The 20754-nt window shown below is 63.9% G+C and carries 20 protein-coding genes; 7 read left to right on the forward strand and 13 right to left on the reverse strand.

What is annotated here, in order from left to right; translation table 11 throughout:
- The first annotated feature begins 11 nt into the window (after positions 1-11).
- Positions 12-1439: a glutamate synthase subunit beta gene (locus AC4NN3_RS13120; RefSeq protein WP_491927533.1), complete on the forward strand. Its 1428-nt coding sequence runs from the start codon at positions 12-14 to the stop codon at positions 1437-1439.
- Positions 1440-1681: 242 nt separating this feature from the next.
- Complete coding sequence (gene hpt, locus AC4NN3_RS13125) at positions 1682-2221, forward strand: hypoxanthine phosphoribosyltransferase (RefSeq protein ID WP_491927534.1); 540 nt, start codon at positions 1682-1684, stop codon at positions 2219-2221.
- A gap of 104 nt (positions 2222-2325) precedes the next feature.
- Here hpt and AC4NN3_RS13130 read toward each other — a convergent pair whose 3' ends face one another.
- From AC4NN3_RS13130 to galE, 3 genes are all read right to left on the reverse strand, one after another.
- On the reverse strand, positions 2326-3507 hold the full coding sequence (locus tag AC4NN3_RS13130; protein ID WP_491927535.1) for an SGNH/GDSL hydrolase family protein: 1182 nt from the start codon (positions 3505-3507) through the stop codon (positions 2326-2328).
- Positions 3508-3578: 71 nt separating this feature from the next.
- Positions 3579-4799, reverse strand: a complete 1221-nt coding sequence (locus AC4NN3_RS13135) for a lytic murein transglycosylase (RefSeq protein WP_491927597.1) — start codon at positions 4797-4799, stop codon at positions 3579-3581.
- Between the two features lie 6 nt (positions 4800-4805).
- Entirely contained in the window at positions 4806-5792 is a 987-nt protein-coding gene (gene galE, locus AC4NN3_RS13140; protein ID WP_491927536.1) for a UDP-glucose 4-epimerase GalE, read from the reverse strand.
- A 97-nt stretch (positions 5793-5889) separates the two neighbouring features.
- On the opposite strand from galE, the gene galU reads away from it, so the two are divergent.
- Positions 5890-6774: a UTP--glucose-1-phosphate uridylyltransferase GalU gene (gene galU, locus AC4NN3_RS13145; protein ID WP_491927537.1), complete on the forward strand. Its 885-nt coding sequence runs from the start codon at positions 5890-5892 to the stop codon at positions 6772-6774.
- 3 nt (positions 6775-6777) lie between these two features.
- Here the strand turns inward: galU and AC4NN3_RS13150 are convergent, their stop codons facing one another.
- From AC4NN3_RS13150 to AC4NN3_RS13160, 3 genes are all read right to left on the reverse strand, one after another.
- Positions 6778-8016 (reverse strand): outer membrane beta-barrel protein, encoded by a 1239-nt coding sequence (locus tag AC4NN3_RS13150; protein ID WP_491927538.1) that lies wholly within the window; start codon positions 8014-8016, stop codon positions 6778-6780.
- Between the two features lie 156 nt (positions 8017-8172).
- Positions 8173-8625 (reverse strand): NfeD family protein, encoded by a 453-nt coding sequence (locus AC4NN3_RS13155; RefSeq protein WP_491927539.1) that lies wholly within the window; start codon positions 8623-8625, stop codon positions 8173-8175.
- A gap of 9 nt (positions 8626-8634) precedes the next feature.
- The gene (locus tag AC4NN3_RS13160) at positions 8635-9600 is read right to left on the reverse strand and encodes an SPFH domain-containing protein (protein WP_491927540.1); all 966 of its coding nucleotides are present in this window, start codon (positions 9598-9600) and stop codon (positions 8635-8637) included.
- Between the two features lie 163 nt (positions 9601-9763).
- On the opposite strand from AC4NN3_RS13160, the gene ku reads away from it, so the two are divergent.
- Positions 9764-10609, forward strand: coding sequence for a non-homologous end joining protein Ku (gene ku, locus AC4NN3_RS13165; RefSeq protein ID WP_491927541.1), 846 nt, complete (start codon positions 9764-9766; stop codon positions 10607-10609).
- A 3-nt stretch (positions 10610-10612) separates the two neighbouring features.
- Positions 10613-13237: a DNA ligase D gene (ligD, locus tag AC4NN3_RS13170; protein WP_491927542.1), complete on the forward strand. Its 2625-nt coding sequence runs from the start codon at positions 10613-10615 to the stop codon at positions 13235-13237.
- Here the strand turns inward: ligD and modB are convergent.
- Genes modB through eda form a run of 3 tightly spaced genes read right to left on the reverse strand, consistent with a single transcriptional unit; the run spans position 13234 to position 15342 of the window.
- Complete coding sequence (gene modB, locus AC4NN3_RS13175) at positions 13234-13914, reverse strand: molybdate ABC transporter permease subunit (protein WP_491927543.1); 681 nt, start codon at positions 13912-13914, stop codon at positions 13234-13236. The two genes, ligD and modB, sit on opposite strands and share 4 nt — an antisense overlap.
- Before the next feature lie 12 nt (positions 13915-13926).
- Positions 13927-14676 (reverse strand): molybdate ABC transporter substrate-binding protein, encoded by a 750-nt coding sequence (modA, locus tag AC4NN3_RS13180; RefSeq protein ID WP_491927544.1) that lies wholly within the window; start codon positions 14674-14676, stop codon positions 13927-13929.
- Positions 14677-14706: 30 nt separating this feature from the next.
- Entirely contained in the window at positions 14707-15342 is a 636-nt protein-coding gene (gene eda / locus AC4NN3_RS13185; RefSeq protein ID WP_491927545.1) for a bifunctional 4-hydroxy-2-oxoglutarate aldolase/2-dehydro-3-deoxy-phosphogluconate aldolase, read from the reverse strand.
- Between the two features lie 124 nt (positions 15343-15466).
- Here eda and nadA point away from each other — a divergent pair, with 124 nt between their 5' ends.
- On the forward strand, positions 15467-16534 hold the full coding sequence (gene nadA, locus AC4NN3_RS13190; protein ID WP_491927546.1) for a quinolinate synthase NadA: 1068 nt from the start codon (positions 15467-15469) through the stop codon (positions 16532-16534).
- Here nadA and AC4NN3_RS13195 read toward each other — a convergent pair.
- On the reverse strand, positions 16531-16986 hold the full coding sequence (locus tag AC4NN3_RS13195; protein WP_491927547.1) for a hypothetical protein: 456 nt from the start codon (positions 16984-16986) through the stop codon (positions 16531-16533). The genes nadA and AC4NN3_RS13195 overlap by 4 nt on opposite strands.
- A gap of 72 nt (positions 16987-17058) precedes the next feature.
- Here AC4NN3_RS13195 and AC4NN3_RS13200 point away from each other — a divergent pair, with 72 nt between their 5' ends.
- Positions 17059-18645, forward strand: a complete 1587-nt coding sequence (locus AC4NN3_RS13200; RefSeq protein ID WP_491927548.1) for an L-aspartate oxidase — start codon at positions 17059-17061, stop codon at positions 18643-18645.
- Here AC4NN3_RS13200 and AC4NN3_RS13205 read toward each other — a convergent pair whose 3' ends face one another.
- The 3 genes from AC4NN3_RS13205 to AC4NN3_RS13215 form a co-directional block, all read right to left on the reverse strand.
- Complete coding sequence (locus AC4NN3_RS13205) at positions 18646-19521, reverse strand: c-type cytochrome (RefSeq protein WP_491927549.1); 876 nt, start codon at positions 19519-19521, stop codon at positions 18646-18648.
- Positions 19522-19585: 64 nt separating this feature from the next.
- A complete protein-coding gene (locus AC4NN3_RS13210) occupies positions 19586-19999 on the reverse strand; it encodes a thioredoxin family protein (protein WP_491927550.1) in 414 nt (137 codons plus the stop codon).
- A gap of 16 nt (positions 20000-20015) precedes the next feature.
- Complete coding sequence (locus AC4NN3_RS13215; RefSeq protein WP_491927551.1) at positions 20016-20732, reverse strand: cytochrome c biogenesis CcdA family protein; 717 nt, start codon at positions 20730-20732, stop codon at positions 20016-20018.
- Positions 20733-20754 lie beyond the last annotated feature (22 nt).

Below are 20754 nucleotides of genomic sequence, written 5' to 3' on the forward strand. Positions count from 1 at the left end.
GGAGCAGAGCCATGGGTAAAGTAACAGGCTTTCTCGAGATCGAGCGCGAAGAGCCCCGCTATGAGCCGGCCTCCGACCGGATCCGCCATTTCGGTGAATTCACCATTCCCATGAGTGAGAGCCGCATCGTCGACCAGGCGGCGCGCTGCATGGATTGCGGCATTCCGTTCTGCCATGGCGACACCGGCTGCCCGGTCAACAACCAGATCCCCGACTGGAATGACCTGGTCTATAATGGCGACTGGGAAGAGGCGGCGCGCAACCTGCACTCCACCAACAACTTCCCCGAATTCACCGGCCGCATCTGCCCGGCCCCCTGCGAGGAAGCCTGCACGCTCAATCTCGAAGACGTGCCCGTCGCCATCAAGACCGTGGAACAGGCCATTGCCGACCGCGCCATCCGTTCCGGCTGGATCAAGCCGCAGATCAACGCGAACAAGACCGGCAAGTCGGTCGGCGTCATCGGCTCGGGCCCAGCCGGTCTGGCCGCTGCCCAGCAGCTCGCCCGCGCCGGCCATGATGTGCATCTTTATGAACGCGAGCCCAAGGCCGGCGGCCTGATGCGCTATGGCATTCCCGACTTCAAGATGGAAAAGGACCATATCGACTTCCGCGTCGAGCAGATGACAGCCGAAGGCGTCACCTTCCACTATGGCATCAATGTCGGCGTCACCACCCCGCTGTCCGACCTCCAGGCCAGGCACGATGCCATCCTGATGTGCGGCGGCTCGGAAAAGCCGCGTGATGTCGAGGCCGAGGGCACTCATTTTGCCGGCGTGCACTATGCCATGCCTTTCCTCGTGCAGCAGAACCGTCGCCTCGGTGGCGAGGACGTCTCCGGCCAGGTCCAGCTCACCGCCGCCGGCAAGCATGTGGTCGTGGTTGGGGGTGGCGATACCGCATCCGACTGCGTCGGCACCAGCTTCCGCCAGGGCGCCATCGCCGTGACCCAGCTCGACGTCCGCCCCATGCCGCCCGAGCTCGAGAACAAGCTGACCAACTGGCCCAACTGGGCGGTCAAGATGCGCACCTCGTCTTCCCAGGCCGAAGGCGCCATCCGTGAATTTGCCGCCGGTACCATGAAGATCATCGGCGACGCCAAGGGTCGCGTCACCGGCGTCGAATGCGCCCGTGTCGATCGCAGCCGCCAGCCCATCCCCGGCACCGAATTCGTCATCAAGGCCGATCTGGTGCTGATGGCCATCGGCTTTGCCTCGCCCATCCACGAGGGCATGCTGACCGAGCTGGGCGCCCAGTTCGACAAGCGCGGCAATCTCTATGCCGATACGCTGAGCTACAAGACCACTGTGCCCAAGGTCTATGCCGCCGGCGACATGCGCCGCGGCCAGTCCCTCGTCGTCTGGGCCATCCGCGAAGGCCGCCAGGCCGCCCGCTCGATCGATTTCGACCTCATGGGCAAGACCAGCCTGCCGCGCTGACGGCGCCGCAACGACACCCCTGTCCCTCCCCCTGAAAAGGGGGAGGGTGGCCCCGAAGGGGTCGGGTGGGGGTATGGTTCACCGGGTCAGGATGCCTCCCCTTCCCCAAAACCTCTTCGATCGATACCTCTCGCGCCCATTTCACGCCAGCGCCTGATCGGCTACCCTCAGGGTTAGCAGTCTGCTAACGCATTCGGCCAATCGGTTGTTACACATCGAATGTCCTGTGACGGAAATTTCCCATGACCCAGAAGCCCTATACCGTCGATGAACTGATCTCGGCCAAGGCCATTGCCGCCCGCGTCGAAGCTCTGGCAAAGGAGATATCCTCGTTTTATGCCGACACCGACAAGCTCGTCGTCGTCGGCCTGCTGCGCGGCTCCTTCATCTTCATCGCCGACCTGGTGCGCGAGCTGGACCTGCCGGTGGAGGTCGATTTCATGGAGGCCTCGTCCTACGGAAATTCCACCGAATCCAGCCGGGAAGTGCGCATTCTCAAGGATCTGCGCGGCGAGATCGCCGGCCGCGACGTGCTGGTGGTCGAGGACATTGTCGATACCGGCTATACGCTCAAGCACGTGCTGGAAATCCTGGGCACCCGCCATCCCCGCCGCATGGAAGTCTGCGCCCTGCTCAACAAGCCCAGCCGGCGCGAAACCGATGTCCAGGCACGCTGGATCGGCTTTGATATTCCAGACGAATTCGTCGTCGGCTATGGCATCGACTATGCCCAGCGCAACCGCAACCTGCCCCATATCGGCGCGGTCCGCTTCACCGACTGATCCTGGAGCGGTTTCAGCTAAAGTGGCTCCACTTTGCGGTTCGATAGCGCGACAAACCAAAGATCTGAAGTTATTGAGCCGTTTCAAGGAAACGGTGAAATGCTCTAGCGTTCACCCGCGTTTTCAAGCACTTTCGCCGCCGGATCGACGCCGACGCCAAAGGCGTCGACCCGGCCGACCGGCGCATCAAACAGCGTCTCCAGCTTGAACGCGCCACCGCCTGTCCCAGTGCTGCCGGCCTCGAGCAGGTCATTGGCCCGCGCCGGCGCCCGGCTGATCGGGATCACCGTGCCGGCCATTTCCAGCAGCCGCATCTGCCCCACGCCCTGATAGGGCGGCCGCAGCATCGCCGCCGCCTCGGTGCCCAGCAGCGGATCGGCCACCGCGCTGACCACCGCTCCACCACGATAGAGCGTGCGGATGGTCTGACTCAGATAGAAGGCCAGCTTGTCCGAGCCAGCGGGGGCAAAGTGAATGCCGTCATCCTTGCGCATGCGGGCAGTCTGCCCGTTGACGTCGGGGCCGTTGGCCGAATATTTGCCATCCTCGCCCAGGAATTTCTCATAGATATCAAGATATTCCGCCCCGCCGGCAAAGCTGGCCAGCCGCTGGATATTGGCGATCTGGCTGATCGCCGCAGAATACTCGGCTTTTTCCATGGGCGGCAGGCCTACCCAGATGACCGGCTTGCGGGCGGCGCGCAGCACCTCCAGCGCCTCCACCAGCCGCGCCTGATACGCCGCCGTCCAGGCCGGGCTCAGTGGCGGCAGCGCCGTGCCGTCGACCCGCATCTCCTGCCGGTCATTGATGCCGACAATCATCACCGCCAGGTCAAAATTGTCGGCGGCGATCTCCTGGCGCAACGCCGCATTCCAGTCGAAAAAGTCCGACCGCACGAAGCCGGACGAACTGATCCCCTTGTTGATCACCACCAGATTGGCGTCCTCGGCATAGCGTCGCTCCAGGGCCCGGCTGAGATCGATCGCCAGCGAATCCCCAAACACGGCCAGGCGCGTCGCATCCGCCGCCTTCTCCACCTTCGGCGCCACCGCCACCGCCGCCGCTGCCGGGGCCGCGCTCGCGGCCGGCGCCTGCGGGCGCGGCGCCCGCTGCGGCTGCTGCACCGGCGCGGGCTGGCTGGGTTCCTCGCCGAACAGCAGGTCGAACAGCGTGCGCCGCTTTTCCACCTGCGCCACCTGGATGGTACTATCGCTTTGGGCAAGCACGGGCGCCACGTCAACCAGGACGAACAACCCCATCAGCAATGCCAGGACAATACGGACCATGCTCAACCTGCCTGCCAGAATTTATCCTCCTACCAAACCCGAATTGGCGACGCCATGGCCGCACCGCGAAGTTACCGCGTGGCGGCAGCCAGCGCCGCATACGCCGCCTTGGTGATGAACCCGTCGGCAACCTCTCCCCGGCTCGCTTGAAAGCGCGCATAGGCTTCCTGGGTAATGGGTCCCAATCGCCCATCCACGCTGCCTTCGTAAAGGCCTAGGCTAAGCAGGGCGCGCTGGATCGCTTCCCGCTCCGCCAGATTGGGAAACGCCGTACCGCGCGGCCAGTCATCGACAAAGCCGCCGCCACCCTTCAGCCGATCCGTCATATGGGCCACGCTCAGCGCGTAGCTGTCGGAAAAATTGTAGCCCTTGAGCACCAGATAGTTCTGCGTCATCAGGAACTTGGGTCCGTCCTGTCCCGCCGGAACATAGAGAAAGACCCCAAGATTGGCGTCGCCGAAGGCCCGCCCGACCACCCGCGTCACCCCGCGCTCGGCAAAGAACGATACCGGCTGCAACTGCGTCCGACTGGCCAGCAGATAGTCGAAGCCGGGCGGCACGACCACCTCCATGCCCCAGTCGAGACCCGGCTGATAGCCGATGCCCTGCAGATAGCGGGCACTGGTGGCCAGCGCATCGGCCAGGGACCTGTGCAGATCCACCCGGCCGTCGCCGTCCCCATCGGTGCCATGCGCCACCACATTGGCCGGATTGACCTGCAGGTGGCCGATAGCACCCGCCCACGAACCCACCAGCGCCTGCGGCTCTAGCCCTCCCTGCTGCAGCAGCTTGAACGCGGCGATCAGGTCGCCTTCATCCTCCACCAGCCGGCTGCGCCGCTGATGCACCAGCGTGGCCAGCGGGCGGATGATGGGACCGATAAGCTGGTTATTGCCCAGCACCGCACCATAATCGGTTTCCATGCCCCAGATGGCGCCCAGCAGATAGGGGTCGACGCCATAGGCAGCGCCGACCGAAGCGAACAGCGCCTGCCGGCCGGCAATCGCCGCCTTGCCACGGCTCACCCGGCCCGCCGTGACGCGGCCATCAATATAGTCCCAGATCGGCGTGGCAAATTCGGGCTGCGTCGTCACCAGTTGCGGCACGCGCGGATCGGGCGTCATGCCCGCCGTCACCCTGTCGTATAGCTGACCGTCAATGCCTGCCGCCACAGCCTTGCCGCGAAAGCCGGCCAGGAAGCTGTCAAAGCTCTCCACCGGTTGCGCCAGCGCCGCGGCCGTCGCCATCCATGCCAGCAGAAATCCAGCAATAATCCCCGTGGGCGTGAGCATCGTCACCTAGCGGTTCCGCACCATCAGGTGCTTTTCCCAGGCATAGGCAGAGGTCACGATTTCCCTAAGATCGTCATGCTGGGGCACCCAGCCGAGCAGGCTGCGCACCTTCTCGCCGGTTGCCGTGATCGAGGCAGGATCGCCCGCCCGGCGCGGTCCCTCGTCGGCCCGCAGATTGACGCCCGATACCTGGCGCACGGTCTCAACCACGTCGCGCACGGAATAGCCCTTGCCATAGGCGCAGTTGAGCGTCGTGTTCTGCCCGCCGCCACGCAGGTGCCTGAGCAACAGGGCATGCGCCGCAATGAGATCGGTGACGTGAATATAGTCGCGCACACCCGTACCATCGGGCGTTTCGAAATCGGTCCCGAAGATGTCCATCTTCTCGCGCTGCCCCAGCGCCGTCTGGCAGGCCACCTTGATCAGATGGGTCGCCCAGGGCGAGGACTGCCCGCTGCGGCCCTGCGGATCGGCACCGGCCACATTGAAATAGCGCAGCACCCCATAGGTCATGGGATGGGCCTCGGCCACGTCGGCCAGCATCATCTCGGTCATCAGCTTGGACCGGCCATAGGGCGACATGGGATTGAGCGGCGTCGTTTCCACCACCGGCGCCAGGCCGGTCATGCCGTAGACGGCCGCGGTGGACGAAAAGATGAAATGCTTGACGCCGCCCTTGACGGCCGCCTCGATCAGGCTGCGCGAGGTGGCTGTGTTATTGCCGTAATATTTGAGCGGGTTGGTAACCGACTCCGGCACAACGATGGAGCCGGCGAAGTGCACAATCTCGGTGATGGCGTGTTTTTTGATGAGACCCAGGACGAAGTCCACGTCACCTGCATCACCTTCCTCAAACACTGCCCGGCCATCGATGGCCCAGTCAAAGCCGGTAACCAGATTGTCCAGCACGACGACCGTCTCGCCGGCATCGGTCAGGCTGAGAACCATGTGGCTGCCAATATAGCCAGCGCCGCCAGTAACCATCACCACCATTCGTATAGCCCTTTGCAACTGCAACGCAATTTTCTGTCGTGATATTATACAAGGGTTGCGATAGCCTTACGGCCAAAATCAGCATGGAGTTAAATCTTTGTCCAAGCGCGTCAGAACAGCCGTATTCCCCGTAGCCGGTCTTGGAACGCGGTTCCTGCCTGCGACCAAGGCCCTCCCCAAGGAAATGCTGACCGTTGTGGACCGCCCGCTCATTCAATATGCGGTGGACGAGGCGCGTGAGGCCGGGATCGAGCACTTTGTCTTCGTCACCGGGCGCAACAAGGGCGTGATCGAGGATCATTTCGACCGTCAGTTTGAGCTTGAGACCACGCTTGAACTGCGCGGCAAGACGGCTGCGCTCGAAGAACTGCGCAAGGACCTGCCCTCGGCGGGCCGCACCAGCTTCACCCGCCAGCAGGAGCCACTGGGACTTGGACACGCTGTATGGTGCGCCCGCGATATCGTCGGCGACAGCCCGTTCGCCCTGCTGCTGCCCGACATGCTGTTCAAGAGCGAGCCCGGCGTGCTCAAGCAGATGATGGATGCCTATGAAGAAACCGGTGGCAATATCATTGCCGTCGAGGAAGTGCCGCATAAGGAGGTATCGTCCTACGGCGTCATCGACCGGGGCGAGGGGCCCGATAACGGCTTTGCCATTACCCAGATGGTCGAAAAGCCCAAGCCCGAAGACGCACCATCCAATTTGATCATTTCCGGACGCTACATCTTGCAGCCCGAGATTTTCAGCCTTTTGGCCGACCAGCCGCGCGGCGCGGGCGGCGAAATCCAGATCACCGATGCCATGCAGACCCTGATGCACAGTCAGTCCTTCACCGGTGTCAAATATCAAGGCCAGAGCTTTGACTGCGGCAGCAAGATCGGTTTCCTGACCGCCAATGTGGTCTACGCCCTGGATCGCGACGATATTCGCGAAGGTTTTATCAAGCAGCTGCGCCTGCTCGACCTCGGCGAGCCATTCTAGGACCTAGCGCGACAGCGTCACGCCAAACGTCACCTGGTGTGCATCCTGCACACCATTGGCGCTGCTCTCGAACTGATCGTAAGTGTAGTCGCCTGTCAGCGCAGTATGGGCATTGAGCTTGTAGTCGCCGCCCGCACCCAAGCCATAGCCACTCTCGGTAGTGCTGCTGCCGACAAAGCTGGCGCGGTTCCAGTCGGCCAGCGCCCGCAGGGCCAGCCAGGAATTGACCGTATAGGCAATCTCGGCATTGGCGCCGTAGCCAATGCGCGTCGTTCCCGCGCCATCGGGACCGGGCGGCGCCACCGTCGTGGCCAGGCCCAGGGTCATGCGCATTGTGGGGTCCGGCCTGAAAATAACCTGTGCGTCATAGGTCTGGGCGGTGACCTCGCCCAGGCTGGCCGCATCAAAGCGCCGCATGGTGATACCCGTCGAGGCCGTAGCCTCGAGGACCTCGCTCCAGCGTCCGGTGACCCCGGCCTCAAGGGATGTGGTCGTCGCATCCGGTCTCAGACCCAGCGATGTCGAGGGACGGTCAAACACATCGCGCCCGACATCGGCCGCGCCAAACACCTCAAAGATCGGCGTGATCTGGAAGCCGACGCGCAGCCCCGCATCAAGGGCCCACACGTCCTGGTCGGCATTGTCGACCACGGCCCCGCTGGTGAGCGTTGTCGCCCCATAGACATAGCGATCCGCCGAGCCGCTGATACCGACGTTGAATTTCCCGAACTGCCGGACTACGCCCACGTCGCCGCCGCCGCTGATGGTCTGGGGTGCAATGGCAATTGTGCTGGCTACACCCGGTGTGCCGGCAACCTCGCGCGACAGCGCGAAGCGGCCGCCACCGGTCAAGGTGGTGTCACGATCCAGCGCATAATCCACGCTGCCGGAAAGCCGCAAGGCACTGACATCAACCTCGCCCTGATTGGATCGGACGATGTCGGCGCTGCCGTTTGCCTTGAGATCTGATCGCGTGCCGGCATGCTCAAGGCTTACCGAGGGAACCAGCCGGGTATCAAATCGCTCGCCGCCGCTGAACTTTGTATAGGTGCCGCGCAGGGCCACGGACCAGTCGACGTCAAAGGCCGAATCGTAGGGCTCGGGCAGGCCCGCGCCACTGCTCAATACCGGATCTGCCGGATACATCCCGGCCACCAGTCGGTCATTGTCGGCCTTCGCCCCGTCGCCGTTCCACGCCAGCGATTGCCCCAGCGCAGGCGCGACCAGGCACAGGCTGCCCATGACCCCCGTCCGCCAAACCCAATGAAGCAGCCGCAGGGACAATTCCAGACCGCCCGCCCAACAAGACAATCGGCACACCGATCCCGACCCACGACCACACCGGTCCCAGGTCCGGCGATCCTTCCATCTTATCGTTAATGAAGCCTTGCCATGGGCCTAGAACATCGGCTCGACGGTGAGAACGGCACCATCACTGCCCACGATCCGCACCCGTTGACCCGCCGGCAGATCGGGGCCGGAGACCCGCCAGACCGTATCGCCCAGTACCACGCGGCCAAAGCCCTGCTCTATCGCCTGCTCCAGCACTGTTTCGTGACCGATGAAATGGTCGGCGCGGCGGTTGAGTAAAGGGCGATCCGACTGTGAGGGTCGGCGCCGATTCCATTGCACCCATGCTGAAATGCTCAGTAGCGACAGCAGGCCGAAGATCAGCCACTGCAGCGGCCATGGCATCGGCTGAACTATGGTGAGCGCACCGGTGACAAGCCCGGAAATCCCCATCCACAGCAGGAAGCCGCCGGGGACCACGAGTTCCAGTGCCAGCAGGATCATCCCCAGAACGATCCATGACCAGGGGCCGTTGGCAGCGATGAAATCGACAACTTGCATCGCGTCCCCCTACGGTTTGCCGGCTGGCGGCGGCCTGCCTGGCCGCGGCGCTGCCGGTGCGGCGCCCCCGAAGGTCTCGCGCGCGATCTCGGCAATGCCGCCGATGGCACCGATCACGCTGGCGGCCTCCATGGGCATCATCAGCAGCTTCTGGTTGGGCGATTTGGCGATCGATTCCAGCGCCTTGATGTAGTTGTTGGCGACAAAATAGTTGATCGCCTGCACGCTGCCGGCTGCGATCGCCGCACTCACTACCTGCGTCGCCATGGCCTCTGCCTCTGCCGAGCGCTCACGCGCCTCGGCGTCGCGGAATGCCGCCTCCTTGCGGCCCTCTGCCTCGAGCACCTGCGCCTGCTTGGCGCCTTCTGCCTGCAGGATGGCACTCTGCCGGCGTCCTTCTGCCTCAAGGATGGCGGCGCGTTTCTCGCGCTCGGCCTTCATCTGCCGGCCCATCGACTCCACCAGGTCCTTGGGCGGATCGATATCCTTGATCTCGATGCGGGTGATCTTGACGCCCCAGGGCGCGACGGCGGCATCCACCACATGCAGCAGCCGCTGGTTGATGCCGTCGCGGTTGGACAGCAGCTCGTCCAGATCCATCGAACCCATCACCGTGCGGATATTGGTCATCGTCAGGTTGAGGATGGCATTCTCGAGGTTGGACACTTCATAGGCGGCCGCCGCAGCATCGAGGATCTGGTAGAAGGTTACGCCATTGGCGGTGATGGACGCATTGTCGCGGGTGATCACCTCCTGGTGCGGCACGTCGAGCACCTGCTCCATCACATTGATGCGCTTGCCGATGGCATCGATGAACGGCACGATCAGGTTGAGGCCGGGCTTGAGAGTCCGTGTATATTTGCCGAACCGCTCAATGGTAAAATTGTAGCCTTGAGGCACCGTCTTGGCACCCGCAAACAGTACCAGCAGGGCGAGAATGCCCAAACCGATCAGCGTAATGCTGAAGCCATCCATCGACGACTCTCCCTTGTTTGGTTGTCAGACCTTAGGGGGGCATCGGGATGGGCGCAACGCCAGCAGCGGCGGAACAAAGGCACTGGCGGAGTCGTTGTCGGCAAAAGTCCCCCAGTCCGGTGAACCAGCCATGCCAGCGTCACGCCCCATCTGGAAAGGCCAGTTGCGTCTTTCCCTTGTTTCCATCGCGGTGGAACTCTACACCGCGACAAAATCCAGCGCCAAGCCCAGCTTCCGCCAGATCCACGAACCGACGGGCAAGCCCATCAACTACGAAAAGGTGGTCGCCGGTGTCGGACCGGTCGACAAGGACGAGATCATGAAGGGCTTCGAGTACGAGAAGGGCGATTACGTCCTGCTCACCGAAGACGAGATCGACGCCGTCAAACTCGACACCCGCAAGACACTGGAACTGACCCAGTTTGTCGGCGCCTGCGAGATCGATCCGATCTATTATGACAAGCCTTACTTCGTCGTTCCTGCCGATGAGCTGGCTGAAGACGCCTTCCGGGTCATCCGCGATGCGCTACGCCAAAGCGAAAAGGTCGGACTGGGGCAACTGGCGCTGCGCGGCAAGGAATATCTGGTTGCCATCAAGCCGACGGGGACCGGCCTGCTGATGGAGACGCTGCATTATGAGGAAGAAATCCGCAAGTCGGACCCGTTCTTTGCCGAGATCTCGGCCAAGAAGGCCGATGCGGACCTGCTGGAAGTCGCCACCGCACTCATCGAAAAGAAGACGGCCAAATTCGACGCCAGCGTCTTCAAGGATCACTATCAGGCCGCCTTGCGCGAACTGATCGCCCGCAAGCTTAAATCCAAGGGCAAGAAAGTGTCGACCAAGGATGACCCTGCCGAAAGCCGGCCCAGCGGCTCCAATGTGGTCGACCTGATGGCTGCCCTCAAATCGAGCCTTGAGGGGAGCAGTGGGAACAAGGCCGCCCCGGCCAAGAAGGCCACCGCCAAAAAACCGGCGACCAAGGCCGCCCCGCGCAAGAAGGCCAGCTAGGCCATGGCCAGCAAAGCCGAGACCCTGCTCAAGGATTATCACGCCAAGCGCGACTTCACCAAGACGCAGGAGCCTTCGGGCCATCAGCCACACGCCGCGGCGGGCAACCGCTTCGTCGTGCAGAAGCACGACGCGACGCGCCTGCACTTTGATTTCCGCATCGAGCTCGACGGCGTGCTCAAAAGCTGGGCGGTGACCAAGGGGCCGTCGGACAATCCCGCCGACAAGCGGTTGGCCGTCCGCGTCGAGGACCACCCCCTCGACTATGGCAGCTTCGAGGGCACCATTCCCAAGGACGAATATGGCGGCGGCACCGTCATGCTGTGGGACCAGGGCACCTGGGAACCCATTGGCGATCCGCATGAAGGTCTCGAGGGCGGCGATCTCAAGATGCGGCTGCATGGCCAGCGCATGCAGGGCGAATGGGTGCTGGTGCACATGAAGGGCCGCGACACCCAGCGCAAATCCGGTCCGGCGCGTGAGAACTGGCTGCTGATCAAGCACAAGGATGATTACGCCAAGGACGCAGAAACCCTCGTCCCGCACTTTACCAAATCGGTCTCGACCGGCCGCGATATGGCCGGCATTGCCAAGGGGCTCAAGCCGAAGAAGAACACGTCAACCAAGGCGGATGCCGTCTGGCATTCCGACCCCGACAAGGCTGTCGACAATTCCGCGCCCAAGGCCAGGTCTGGCAAGAAGGCTGCAACTGCGCTGCCCGATTTCAGACCGCCCCAGCTGGCCACCCTGGTCAACGAAGTGCCGCAAGGCAACGACTGGGTGTTCGAGATGAAATATGACGGCTACCGCTGCCAGGCCGCCATTGCAGGTGACCAGGTGCGCCTCTACACGCGCACCGGCAAGGATTGGACCGAGCAGTTCGCTGCTATCGTGCCCCCGCTGAGCCGCATCACCACGGGTAGCGCGCTGATCGATGGCGAGCTCTGCGCTTTCGATGCCAAGGGCCGCACGGACTTTTCTACCCTCAAGGACCACCTTTCCAATGGCGGGCAGCTGACCTTTTTCGCCTTTGACCTGCTCGAACTCGACGGCAAGGACCTTGCCGGCCTCAAGCTGACGGAGCGCAAGGCCAGGCTGGAAAAACTGCTGGGCAGGATCGACGGCTCCTCGCTGGTGCAGTTCTCCGCCCATGTCACCGGCAATGGCCAGAAGGTCTTCGACGCCATCAGCCGCGAGGGTCATGAGGGCATCATCGCCAAACAGGCCGATGCTCCCTATCGCGGTGAGCGCACCAGGAGCTGGCTCAAGATCAAGGCGAGCAAGCGGCAGGAATTCGTCATCGCCGGCTGGTCGCCCTCGGCCAGGAGGAAGTCCTTTGCTTCGCTGCTGCTGGGCACCTGGGACGATGGCAGGCTGGTCTATCGCGGCCGTGTCGGCACCGGCTTCTCCGTCGACCAGGCCGACGCCCTGCAGGGCCAGCTGGACGCCCGCACCCGCAAGACCTCCCCCTTTGTCGACGTGCCCAGGGTGATCGCCCGTACTGCCCATTGGATTAAGCCCGAACTGGTCGCCGAGATCGGTTTTGCCGAGTTTACCCCGGACGGCATTTTGCGCCACCCGTCCTTTCTTGGCCTCCGCGAAGACAAGCCGGCCGAAGACGTCGAGCTGGAAGAACCAGCCGACGACAGCAGCGATGCCAGGGCAGGGGCTAAGCGCAAGGCCAGAGCCAAGTCCAACACTAGTGCTCTCTCCGACAAGGCTGGCATTGCGGCTGCCGAGACTGCCGGGATCAAACTGACCAGTCCCGATCGCGTGGTTTATCCGGGCCAGGGCGTCACTAAGGCGGGACTGGTGGCTTACTATGCCGCCGTTGCCGAGCGCATGTTGCCCTACCTCGCCAACCGGCCGCTCAGCCTGCTGCGCTGCCCGCAAGGGCGCACGAAGTACTGCTTCTTCCAGAAGCACGACACCGGCGGCTTCCCTGAGGGTCTCAAATCACTGCTGATCACCGAAAAGGACGGCAGCAAGGAAGACTATTTCTATCTCGATGACCTGTCCGGCCTGATCGCCGGCACGCAGATGAATGTGCTCGAATGGCACCTCTGGGGCGCCCGTATCGACGACGTGGAAAAGCCCGAGCGCATCATCTTCGACATCGACCCCGACGAGGGCTTGGGCTTCGCCGACGTTCGGGCTGCAGCCACCGATATCCGCGATACCCTCGATGCCCTGGGCCTCAAGAGCTATCCCCTGGTCAGTGGCGGCAAGGGCGTGCACGTGATCGCCCCGCTGACGCCCAAGGCCGAGTGGCCAGAGGTCAAGGCCTTCTGCAAGGCGGTGGCGCAACGGCTGGCCGAGGCCCAGCCGGATCGTTTCGTCGCCACCATGAGCAAGGCCAAGCGCAAGGGTAAGCTGTTCATCGACTACCTGCGCAATGAGCGGGGCTCCACCGCCATCGCTCCCTGGTCATCCCGGTCGCGCGAGGGCGCCCCGGCAGCCGTGCCGGTGACCTGGGAGGAACTGGAAGGCGTTACCGCCGCCAACCAGTTCTCGCTGGCCATCGCCGCCGAGCGGGCCAAGGCACCCGATCCCTGGACCGACTATTTCGAGCGCGATCAGACCATCACCAAAGCCATGCTCAAGGCTGTTGGAGTCACCGACGTCTAGGGCATGGGTACGGTGACACGGCGATCGATGATCAGCGTTATCACCACGACCACGAAGGCGAACAGCACCATGCCCAGCGACAGCACATGGGCCTCGGCCCATTGCAGTCGCTCGACATAGTCGTAAAGCGCAATCGCGATGACCTTGGTCTGGCCCGGAATATTGCCGCCGATCATCAGCACCACGCCGAACTCGCCCACCGTATGGGCAAATGTCATCACCGCGCCGGTAATATAGGCCGGCCGCCCCAGCGGCAGCGCCACCTGCCAAAACCGCTGCCAGGGACTGGCGCCCAGGCTGGAGGCAGCGTCCAGCATATCGGCGCTGATCGCCCCGAAACCATTGCGCAGTGGCTGCACCATGAAGGGCAGCGAGTAGAAGAACGACCCGATCACCAGCCCGGTGAACGAAAAGGCCAGCGTCCGTCCACCCCATAGGCTGGCAATCCAGCCCCCCGGACCATTCGGACCCAGCGCGATCAGCAGATAAAAGCCCAGCACGGTGGGCGGCAGCACCAGCGGCATGGCGACCAGCGCGCCGACGAGTTCACGATAGCGGCTGGGGCTGCGGGCCAGCCACCAGGCGATGGGTGTCCCCGCCAGCAGCAGGATCACCGTATTGATGCCCGCCAGGCTCAAGGTCAGGCTGACGGGAGTCCAGATATCACCAAAGTTCATCCCTCTTGCCCGCTACTCGACCCGATAACCTGCCGATTCTATCACGGCCAGCGCGGCATCGCTGCGCAGGAATTGCAGAAAGGCGGCCGCAGCCGGATTGGCCTCGCCCGTTGTCAGCAGCACCGCATCCTGCCGGATCGGTTCATAAAGCGCGGCCGGGACTAGCCACACGCTGGTCTTGCCGATCACCTGGCTGGCCGCGACAAAGCCGAGCTCCGCATTGCCGCTTTCGATGAACTGCAGCGTCTGGGAGATGTTCTCGCCGGTCACCAGCTTGGGGGTTACTGCCTCTATCAGGTCCAGTGCCGCCAGTGTTTCCAACGCGGCCCGACCATAGGGCGCCGTCTCGGGATCGGCGATTGCCAGCTTGTCAAACGCACCGGCTTTGAGCACGGCCTCGCCGCCCCCCACATCCGACGACGGGCGGTAGAGCGCCAGCGCCCCAATGGCATAGGTGAACACCGTCCCCTCGACCGCCAGCCCCTCGGCCACGGCAAGGGCCGGCCGTTCATCATCGGCCGCCAGCAGCACCTCGAACGGCGCGCCTTGGCTGATCTGGGTATAGAGCTGGCCGGTGGCCCCAAAGCTGTAGATGGCTTCATGGCCGGTCTCGGCCTTGAACAGCGGCGCCAGCTGCTCGGCCACGGCGGTGAAATTGGCCGCTACGGCCACGCTGACCGTTTCGGCCCGCACGGAGCCGACACAAGTAGCGACCACCGCTGCAGCGGTGATCAGCCAACGGGCGGCGCCGACACGGATCATCGCCGATCAGCCATCAGCGGCGTCAAGAACTCAGCCGCGTAGCTGGCTGGCTTCGCGCGCCAACGCTTCGATGCGACCCCAGTCGTTCGATGCCAGCGCGTCTGCCGGCATGATCCAGCTGCCGCCCACACAGATCACATTGGGCAGGCCGAGATAGATCTTGGCCTTGGCCGCATCGATACCGCCAGTGGGGCAGAAGGTGATGTCGGACAGCGGCGAGGCAAAGGCCTTGAGAACCGGCACGCCGCCATTGGCTTCGGCCGGGAAGAACTTGAGGAAACCATAGCCCCGTTCCGACGCTGTCATCGCCTCGCTCGGCGTGGCAATGCCGGGCAGCAGGGGAATGCCGATGTCGTCAGCAGCATCGAGGATGCGCGGGGAGATCCCCGGCGACACCATGAAGCGGCAGCCGGCATCGACCGACTGCTTCATGTGCAGCGCGGTACGCACCGTGCCGGACCCGACAATGGCGCCGGTCACCTTGGCCATTTCTTCCATGACCCTCAGCGCATTGGGCGTGCGCAGCGTCACTTCGAGAATGGGCAGTCCGCCTGCCACCAGGGCCTCGGCCAGAGGTCGCGCCTGACTGACGTCATCGAGGATGATTACCGGAACGACGGGCGCCAGCGACAGGATGGAGCGAAGGGCGGCGGTATCTTGCGGCATGGGGGGCCTTTCAGCGATGGATTGTCAAAGGGTTAGGAGCTTGGCCAATTTCCTGCAACCCCGTTCATTGAAAAGCTCGCGAATAATCCCTAGGTTCCCCCCTCGATGTCGAGAGGGAATTTCCATGGTGCAGACCATCAACGCGATCACGCCCCTCGATGAGGCCCGGGCCATTCTTGGCAGCCATTTCGACCTCAAGTTTTCCGGGGCTGTCGAACGCGCCACAGCCCCGGTGTTCGAGCGGGTGCGAAACAAGATACCCGAGATCGAATGGCCCTTCTATGCGCCGCTGATTTTCCAGATCAACCGGCTCAAGGCGGAGAAGGACGCCGTCATCCTGGCGCATAATTACCAGACGCCGCAGATCTATCACGGCGTGGCCGACATCGTCGGCGACAGCCTGCAGCTGGCCATCGAGGCCACCAAGGTGCGTCAGCAGGTGATCGTGCAGTGCGGTGTGCACTTCATGGCCGAGACCTCCAAGCTGCTCAACCCCGACAAGACCGTGCTCATTCCCGACAGCCGCGCCGGCTGCTCGCTGGCCGAATCCATCACCGTGGCTGACGTCATGGCCATGCGCGAAATGTATCCCGGCGTGCCGGTGGTGACCTATGTCAACACCTCGGCGGCGGTGAAGGCCGTCACCGATGTGTGCTGCACCTCCTCCAATGCGCTCGACATCGTCAACCGGGTCGATGGCGACACCGTCATCATGATCCCCGACCAGTATCTGGCCAAGAACACCGCCAAGAAGACGTCCAAGAAGATCATCACCTGGGCCGGTGCCTGTGAGGTGCACGAGACCTTCACGGCGGACGATATCGCCGAATTGCGCCATGCCTATCCCACGGCCAAGATCATCGCCCATCCCGAGTGTCCGCCCGAGGTGATCGACGCAGTGGACTTTGCCGGCTCGACCGCCGCCATGATCGACTGGGTCAAGACCACGCGCCCGGCCCGCGTGGTCATGGTAACTGAGTGCTCGATGTCCGACAATGTCGCCAGCGAGGCTACCGGCGTAGACTTCCTGCGCGGTTGCAACATCTGCCCGCACATGAAGCGCATCAACCTGGAAAACGTGCTGTGGAGCCTGCACACCATGACCGAAGAGGTCACCGTGCCGGCCGAGATTATCCCGGCGGCCCGTCTCGCCGTCGAGCGCATGATCGAGATGAGCCGCAAGGGTGATTAGGACCCCAGGATACTGAGGCGATGAAACGCCAGGTGGGCCGGACTGGGCTGGAACAGCCCTTCTGCTGGCACCAGCAGGCGCCCGCTGCTATTGAGCCGCACCATCACGGCGCGATCCAGCGCGTCCGGATTGGGCACGACGAAGCTATAGTCGTCCTCGATCAATACCTGCCCCCGGCGGAAGGCCTGAGCCGCATGTTCTTCAAGCGCGATGTAGTTGTTGATCTGCAGCGGCCCGCCCGCCGCGCGTGGCCGGATCGCCTCCACCACCAGATGTGGATGCAGCAGGCCCGTTTCGGGCAAGAACTGCTCGCCGGTAAGAGCGCAGCGATAGCCATAGGCGCTCAGCACCAGGCGATAGATCGCCTCATAGGCCTCGAGCGGCGGTGCCGCGGAAAACCCGGTCTGGCGCTCTTCGCCCAGCCCCTTGTCGTCGTCTGAACCTGCCATCATTGCGGCCTCGGTCTTGCTACGGCAAAGACCTTACGGGCAATTACCTAGTTTGAGAACAGTGCGGAACCGTCCATGACCCTCGACAACACCCTCAATGCCGATGGCGCCCTGATCGTCGGCGCAGGACTGGCCGGTCTTTTCACTGCCCTCAAGCTGGCACCACGGCCGGTGACCGTGCTCTCGCCCAAGCCGCTGGGCTTTGGCGCCAGCTCGGCCTGGGCCCAGGGCGGCGTTGCGGCGGCGGTCGGGCTGGGCGACAGCAGCCATGCTCATGCCGTTGACACTGAAATGGCCGGCGCCGGCATTGTCGATCACGGCATTGCCGAAAGCGTCACCGCCGAAGCCGCCGCGCGCATCGAGGACCTGACACGCTGGGGCACGCCGTTTGACCGCGACGACTTCGGCAATTATGCGCTGGGCAAGGAAGCCGCCCACTCGGCCAACCGCATCGTCAAGGTCGAGGGCGACCGGGCCGGCTGGGCCATTATGCAGGCCATCATCGCCGAAGTCCGCCGCACCCCCTCCATCCGCGTGGTCGAGGGCATCACCGTGCTCAGCCTGGCCCGGGACAATGGCCGCATTGTCGGCGTTTTCTGTCGCAAGCTGGGTGACCGCTATTCCGAGCCGGTCTTCATCCGCGCCCGCGCCACCGTACTGGCCGCCGGCGGGCTGGGCGGGCTTTATGCCGTCACCACCAATCCGCCCGGCGTGCGCGGCCACGCCATGGGCATGGCGGCCCGCGCCGGCGCCTTGATTGCCGACGCCGAGTTCGTGCAATTCCACCCCACCGCCATCGCTACCGGCGCCGATCCCGCCCCGCTGGCGACCGAGGCCCTGCGCGGCGAAGGCGCTATTCTGGTCAACGATCTGGGCGAGCGCTTCATGCCCGCCATTCACCCCGACGCCGAACTGGCCCCGCGCGACATCGTTGCCCGTGCCAATTTTCGCCAGATCCAGTCGGGCCGCAAGGTCTACCTCGACACCAGGCAGGTCCTGGGCGCCGCCATCCTGACGCGCTTTCCCACTGTGGCCCAATATTGCCTCGACGCCGGCATTGATCCGGTCAACGACATGATTCCGGTGACCCCGGCAGCCCATTTCCACATGGGCGGGGTCAAGGTTGACGAACGCGGCCGCTCATCGCTGCCAGGCCTGTGGGTCTGCGGCGAGGCCAGTTGCACCGGCCTGCACGGCGCCAACCGCCTGGCCTCCAATTCCCTGCTCGAAGCCACCGTCTATGGCGCCCGCATTGCCGACGATATTGGCGGGCTGGAGCCGGTGCGCAGTCTCGCCCCGTTCAGGGGCATCGAATGGGACGAAGCCGAAGGCGCCAAGGCCGAGGCGGTCCTGCGCGACCTGCCCGCCGTTCAGCAGTTGCGCGCGGTGATGACCGACCTTGTCGGCGTGGAGCGCGATGCAACCGGCCTCAAGCAGGCGCTGAGCCAGATCGCCGACCTCGAAGCCACTGCCGAACAGGTCACCAGCGCCTTTCTCAATATGACCACCTCGGCCACCCTGGTGGCCGCAGCCGCCCTCAAGCGCACCGAAAGCCGCGGTGGCCATTTCCGCACCGACTTTCCGGCCACCGACGACGCGACCTGGGAACACCACACGACCATGACGCTTGACGAAGCCCTCGTCATCCGCGCCGAGGCTTGATCACTCAGCCAGCAGATATTCCGCCACCGCAGCGCGATCTTCGGCGGTCCATTGCGACGTGCCGTCACTGATCACTTCGCCCATGGCGCCGCCCAGCACGTCAAAGCCCGGCGTGAAGCCATCGCCCAGAGTCTGAGCCAGGGTTTCCACATCATAGCCCTCATCCAGCAGCGCCTGTCGGGTCAGTGCCGGTGCGCGCCCGCCGGTGCCGCCCGGCGAACCGGTCAGTGCCTGATCCCAGTCCAGCGCGCCCAGCGCGTTGCGCGGCGAGTGACAGGCGACGCAATGGGCAGGCCCGTAGGCCAGGTACTTGCCACGGTTGTAGCTTTCCGATTGTCCCTCTTCCGACACGAATCTGGCGGGGGTGAAGAACAGATTTTGCCAACCCGCCATGGCCAGGCGAATATTGAACGGAAACGGGATCTGGCTCTCGGCTGCCGGTACACTGACCGGCTCGGTCGCCATCAGCGCGGCATAGAGATCGGCGATCTCCTGGTCGCTCATCAGCGTGTAGTTCTCATAGGGAAAGACCGGGTACAGATGCCCCTGCGGCCCCATGCCATTGCTCATGGCATCGCTGAATTGCGCGAGGGTCCACTGGCCGATCCCCGCATCCGGATCCGAGGTAATATTGGGCGGCACAAAGGTGCCGAACTGCGTCTCAAGGCCGAAGCCGCCGGCGAGAAAGCCAGTACCAGCCTGGTTATTGGTATGGCAGGCCACGCAGCCGCCCAGCCGGATCAGGTAGTTGCCCCGATCGACATTCCCCACCGGCGTCAGATCGCGCACTGGCCCGCTGACGGGCTTGAGCAGATAGGCAGCGGCGCCAATGCCGATGACGACCAAAGCCGCTGCACCCCACACCCAACGCCGCATGTTCATCCCTCAACTGACGGAACGATACAAACAGAGCCGGCCGCGCGATGCAATCGGCACGCGGTCAGGAGACCCCGAGCTCGAGCAGCGCCGCGATCTTGTCCTCGCGCGTCTCGGCGACCAGACGTCCGAGTTCTGTAGCGCCGCGCATCATCACCAGAGTCGAACGCCGCGGGATAGCCATCCGCTGCACCAGCTCGCCCCGACCGTACTTGTCCCAGTCAACGCGAACGATCAGGATCGACGCATAGCGCGGATCAGCCTTGATCAGGCTGTCGAGTACCCGCTGCTGGGCCGCACAGGTGACGCACCAGCTGGCGTAGAAATCGAGCAGATAGGGTTTGCCCCAGGCCTCGAGCTTGGGCAGGCTGTCGTCCGAATAGTCCGTAATGGCCAGCGCCGCGGCCGGTCCGCTCACCGTTGTGGCTGCCAGGCCAGCCAGCAGGGCCAGCGCTGCACGTCGATCGATTTTCATCATGACAAGCTCCTGAAGTTCAAAGACGGACGGAAATATCGGTGAACCAGCCTGGCAGGGTGGCCAGAGCCCAACCCTCCAGGATCCGGTCGACATGGAAGATGATGCCGAGGCCAACCACGATCAGGCCGATGCCCAGAATGGTCTTGGCATGGGGCATGACACGGCTGAGCACGGCCCGCCGGCTGGCAATCAGGGAACGCGCACCATAGGCCAAAGCCAGCATGACCGTAGCGGCGCCCAGCGAGAACATCACCATGATGGCGAAGGCAAACAGCAGGTTCTCGCCCTGCGCTGCCAACCCGATGGCGCCCCCCAGGGTTGGCCCGATACAGGGCGACCAGGCCAGCCCGAGCAGGGCGCCGGCCAGCACCTCGCCGCCCAGCCCGCGCCCCTCGACCTGCCCCATCAATCGGGTGCCGCCGCTGGCAGTCGCGCCGGCCAGACGCGAAAAGCCCATCTGCGCCTGCGGCACCAGCTGCACCACGCCGAACGCGACCATGATCCAGCCGGCAGCGACGGCGATGTCCTCCTGGGCCAGGCCAGTGGCCCTGGTGAGGGCAAATATCGAAATGCCGGCAAGGGTGAAACTCACCGCCAGCCCCGCGGCCATGGCCAGCGGACCCAGGGGATGACGGGCCACCGAGCCGGCCGCAATCAGCGGCAAGAGCGGCAGCACGCAGGGGTTTAGCAGCGTCAGCAGGCCTGCCGCATAGGCAAAGATCAGATCAAGCACAGCATGGCCCCGGAACCTCCGC

The sequence above is a fragment of the Devosia sp. MDV22-iso42 genome (assembly GCF_058629155.1).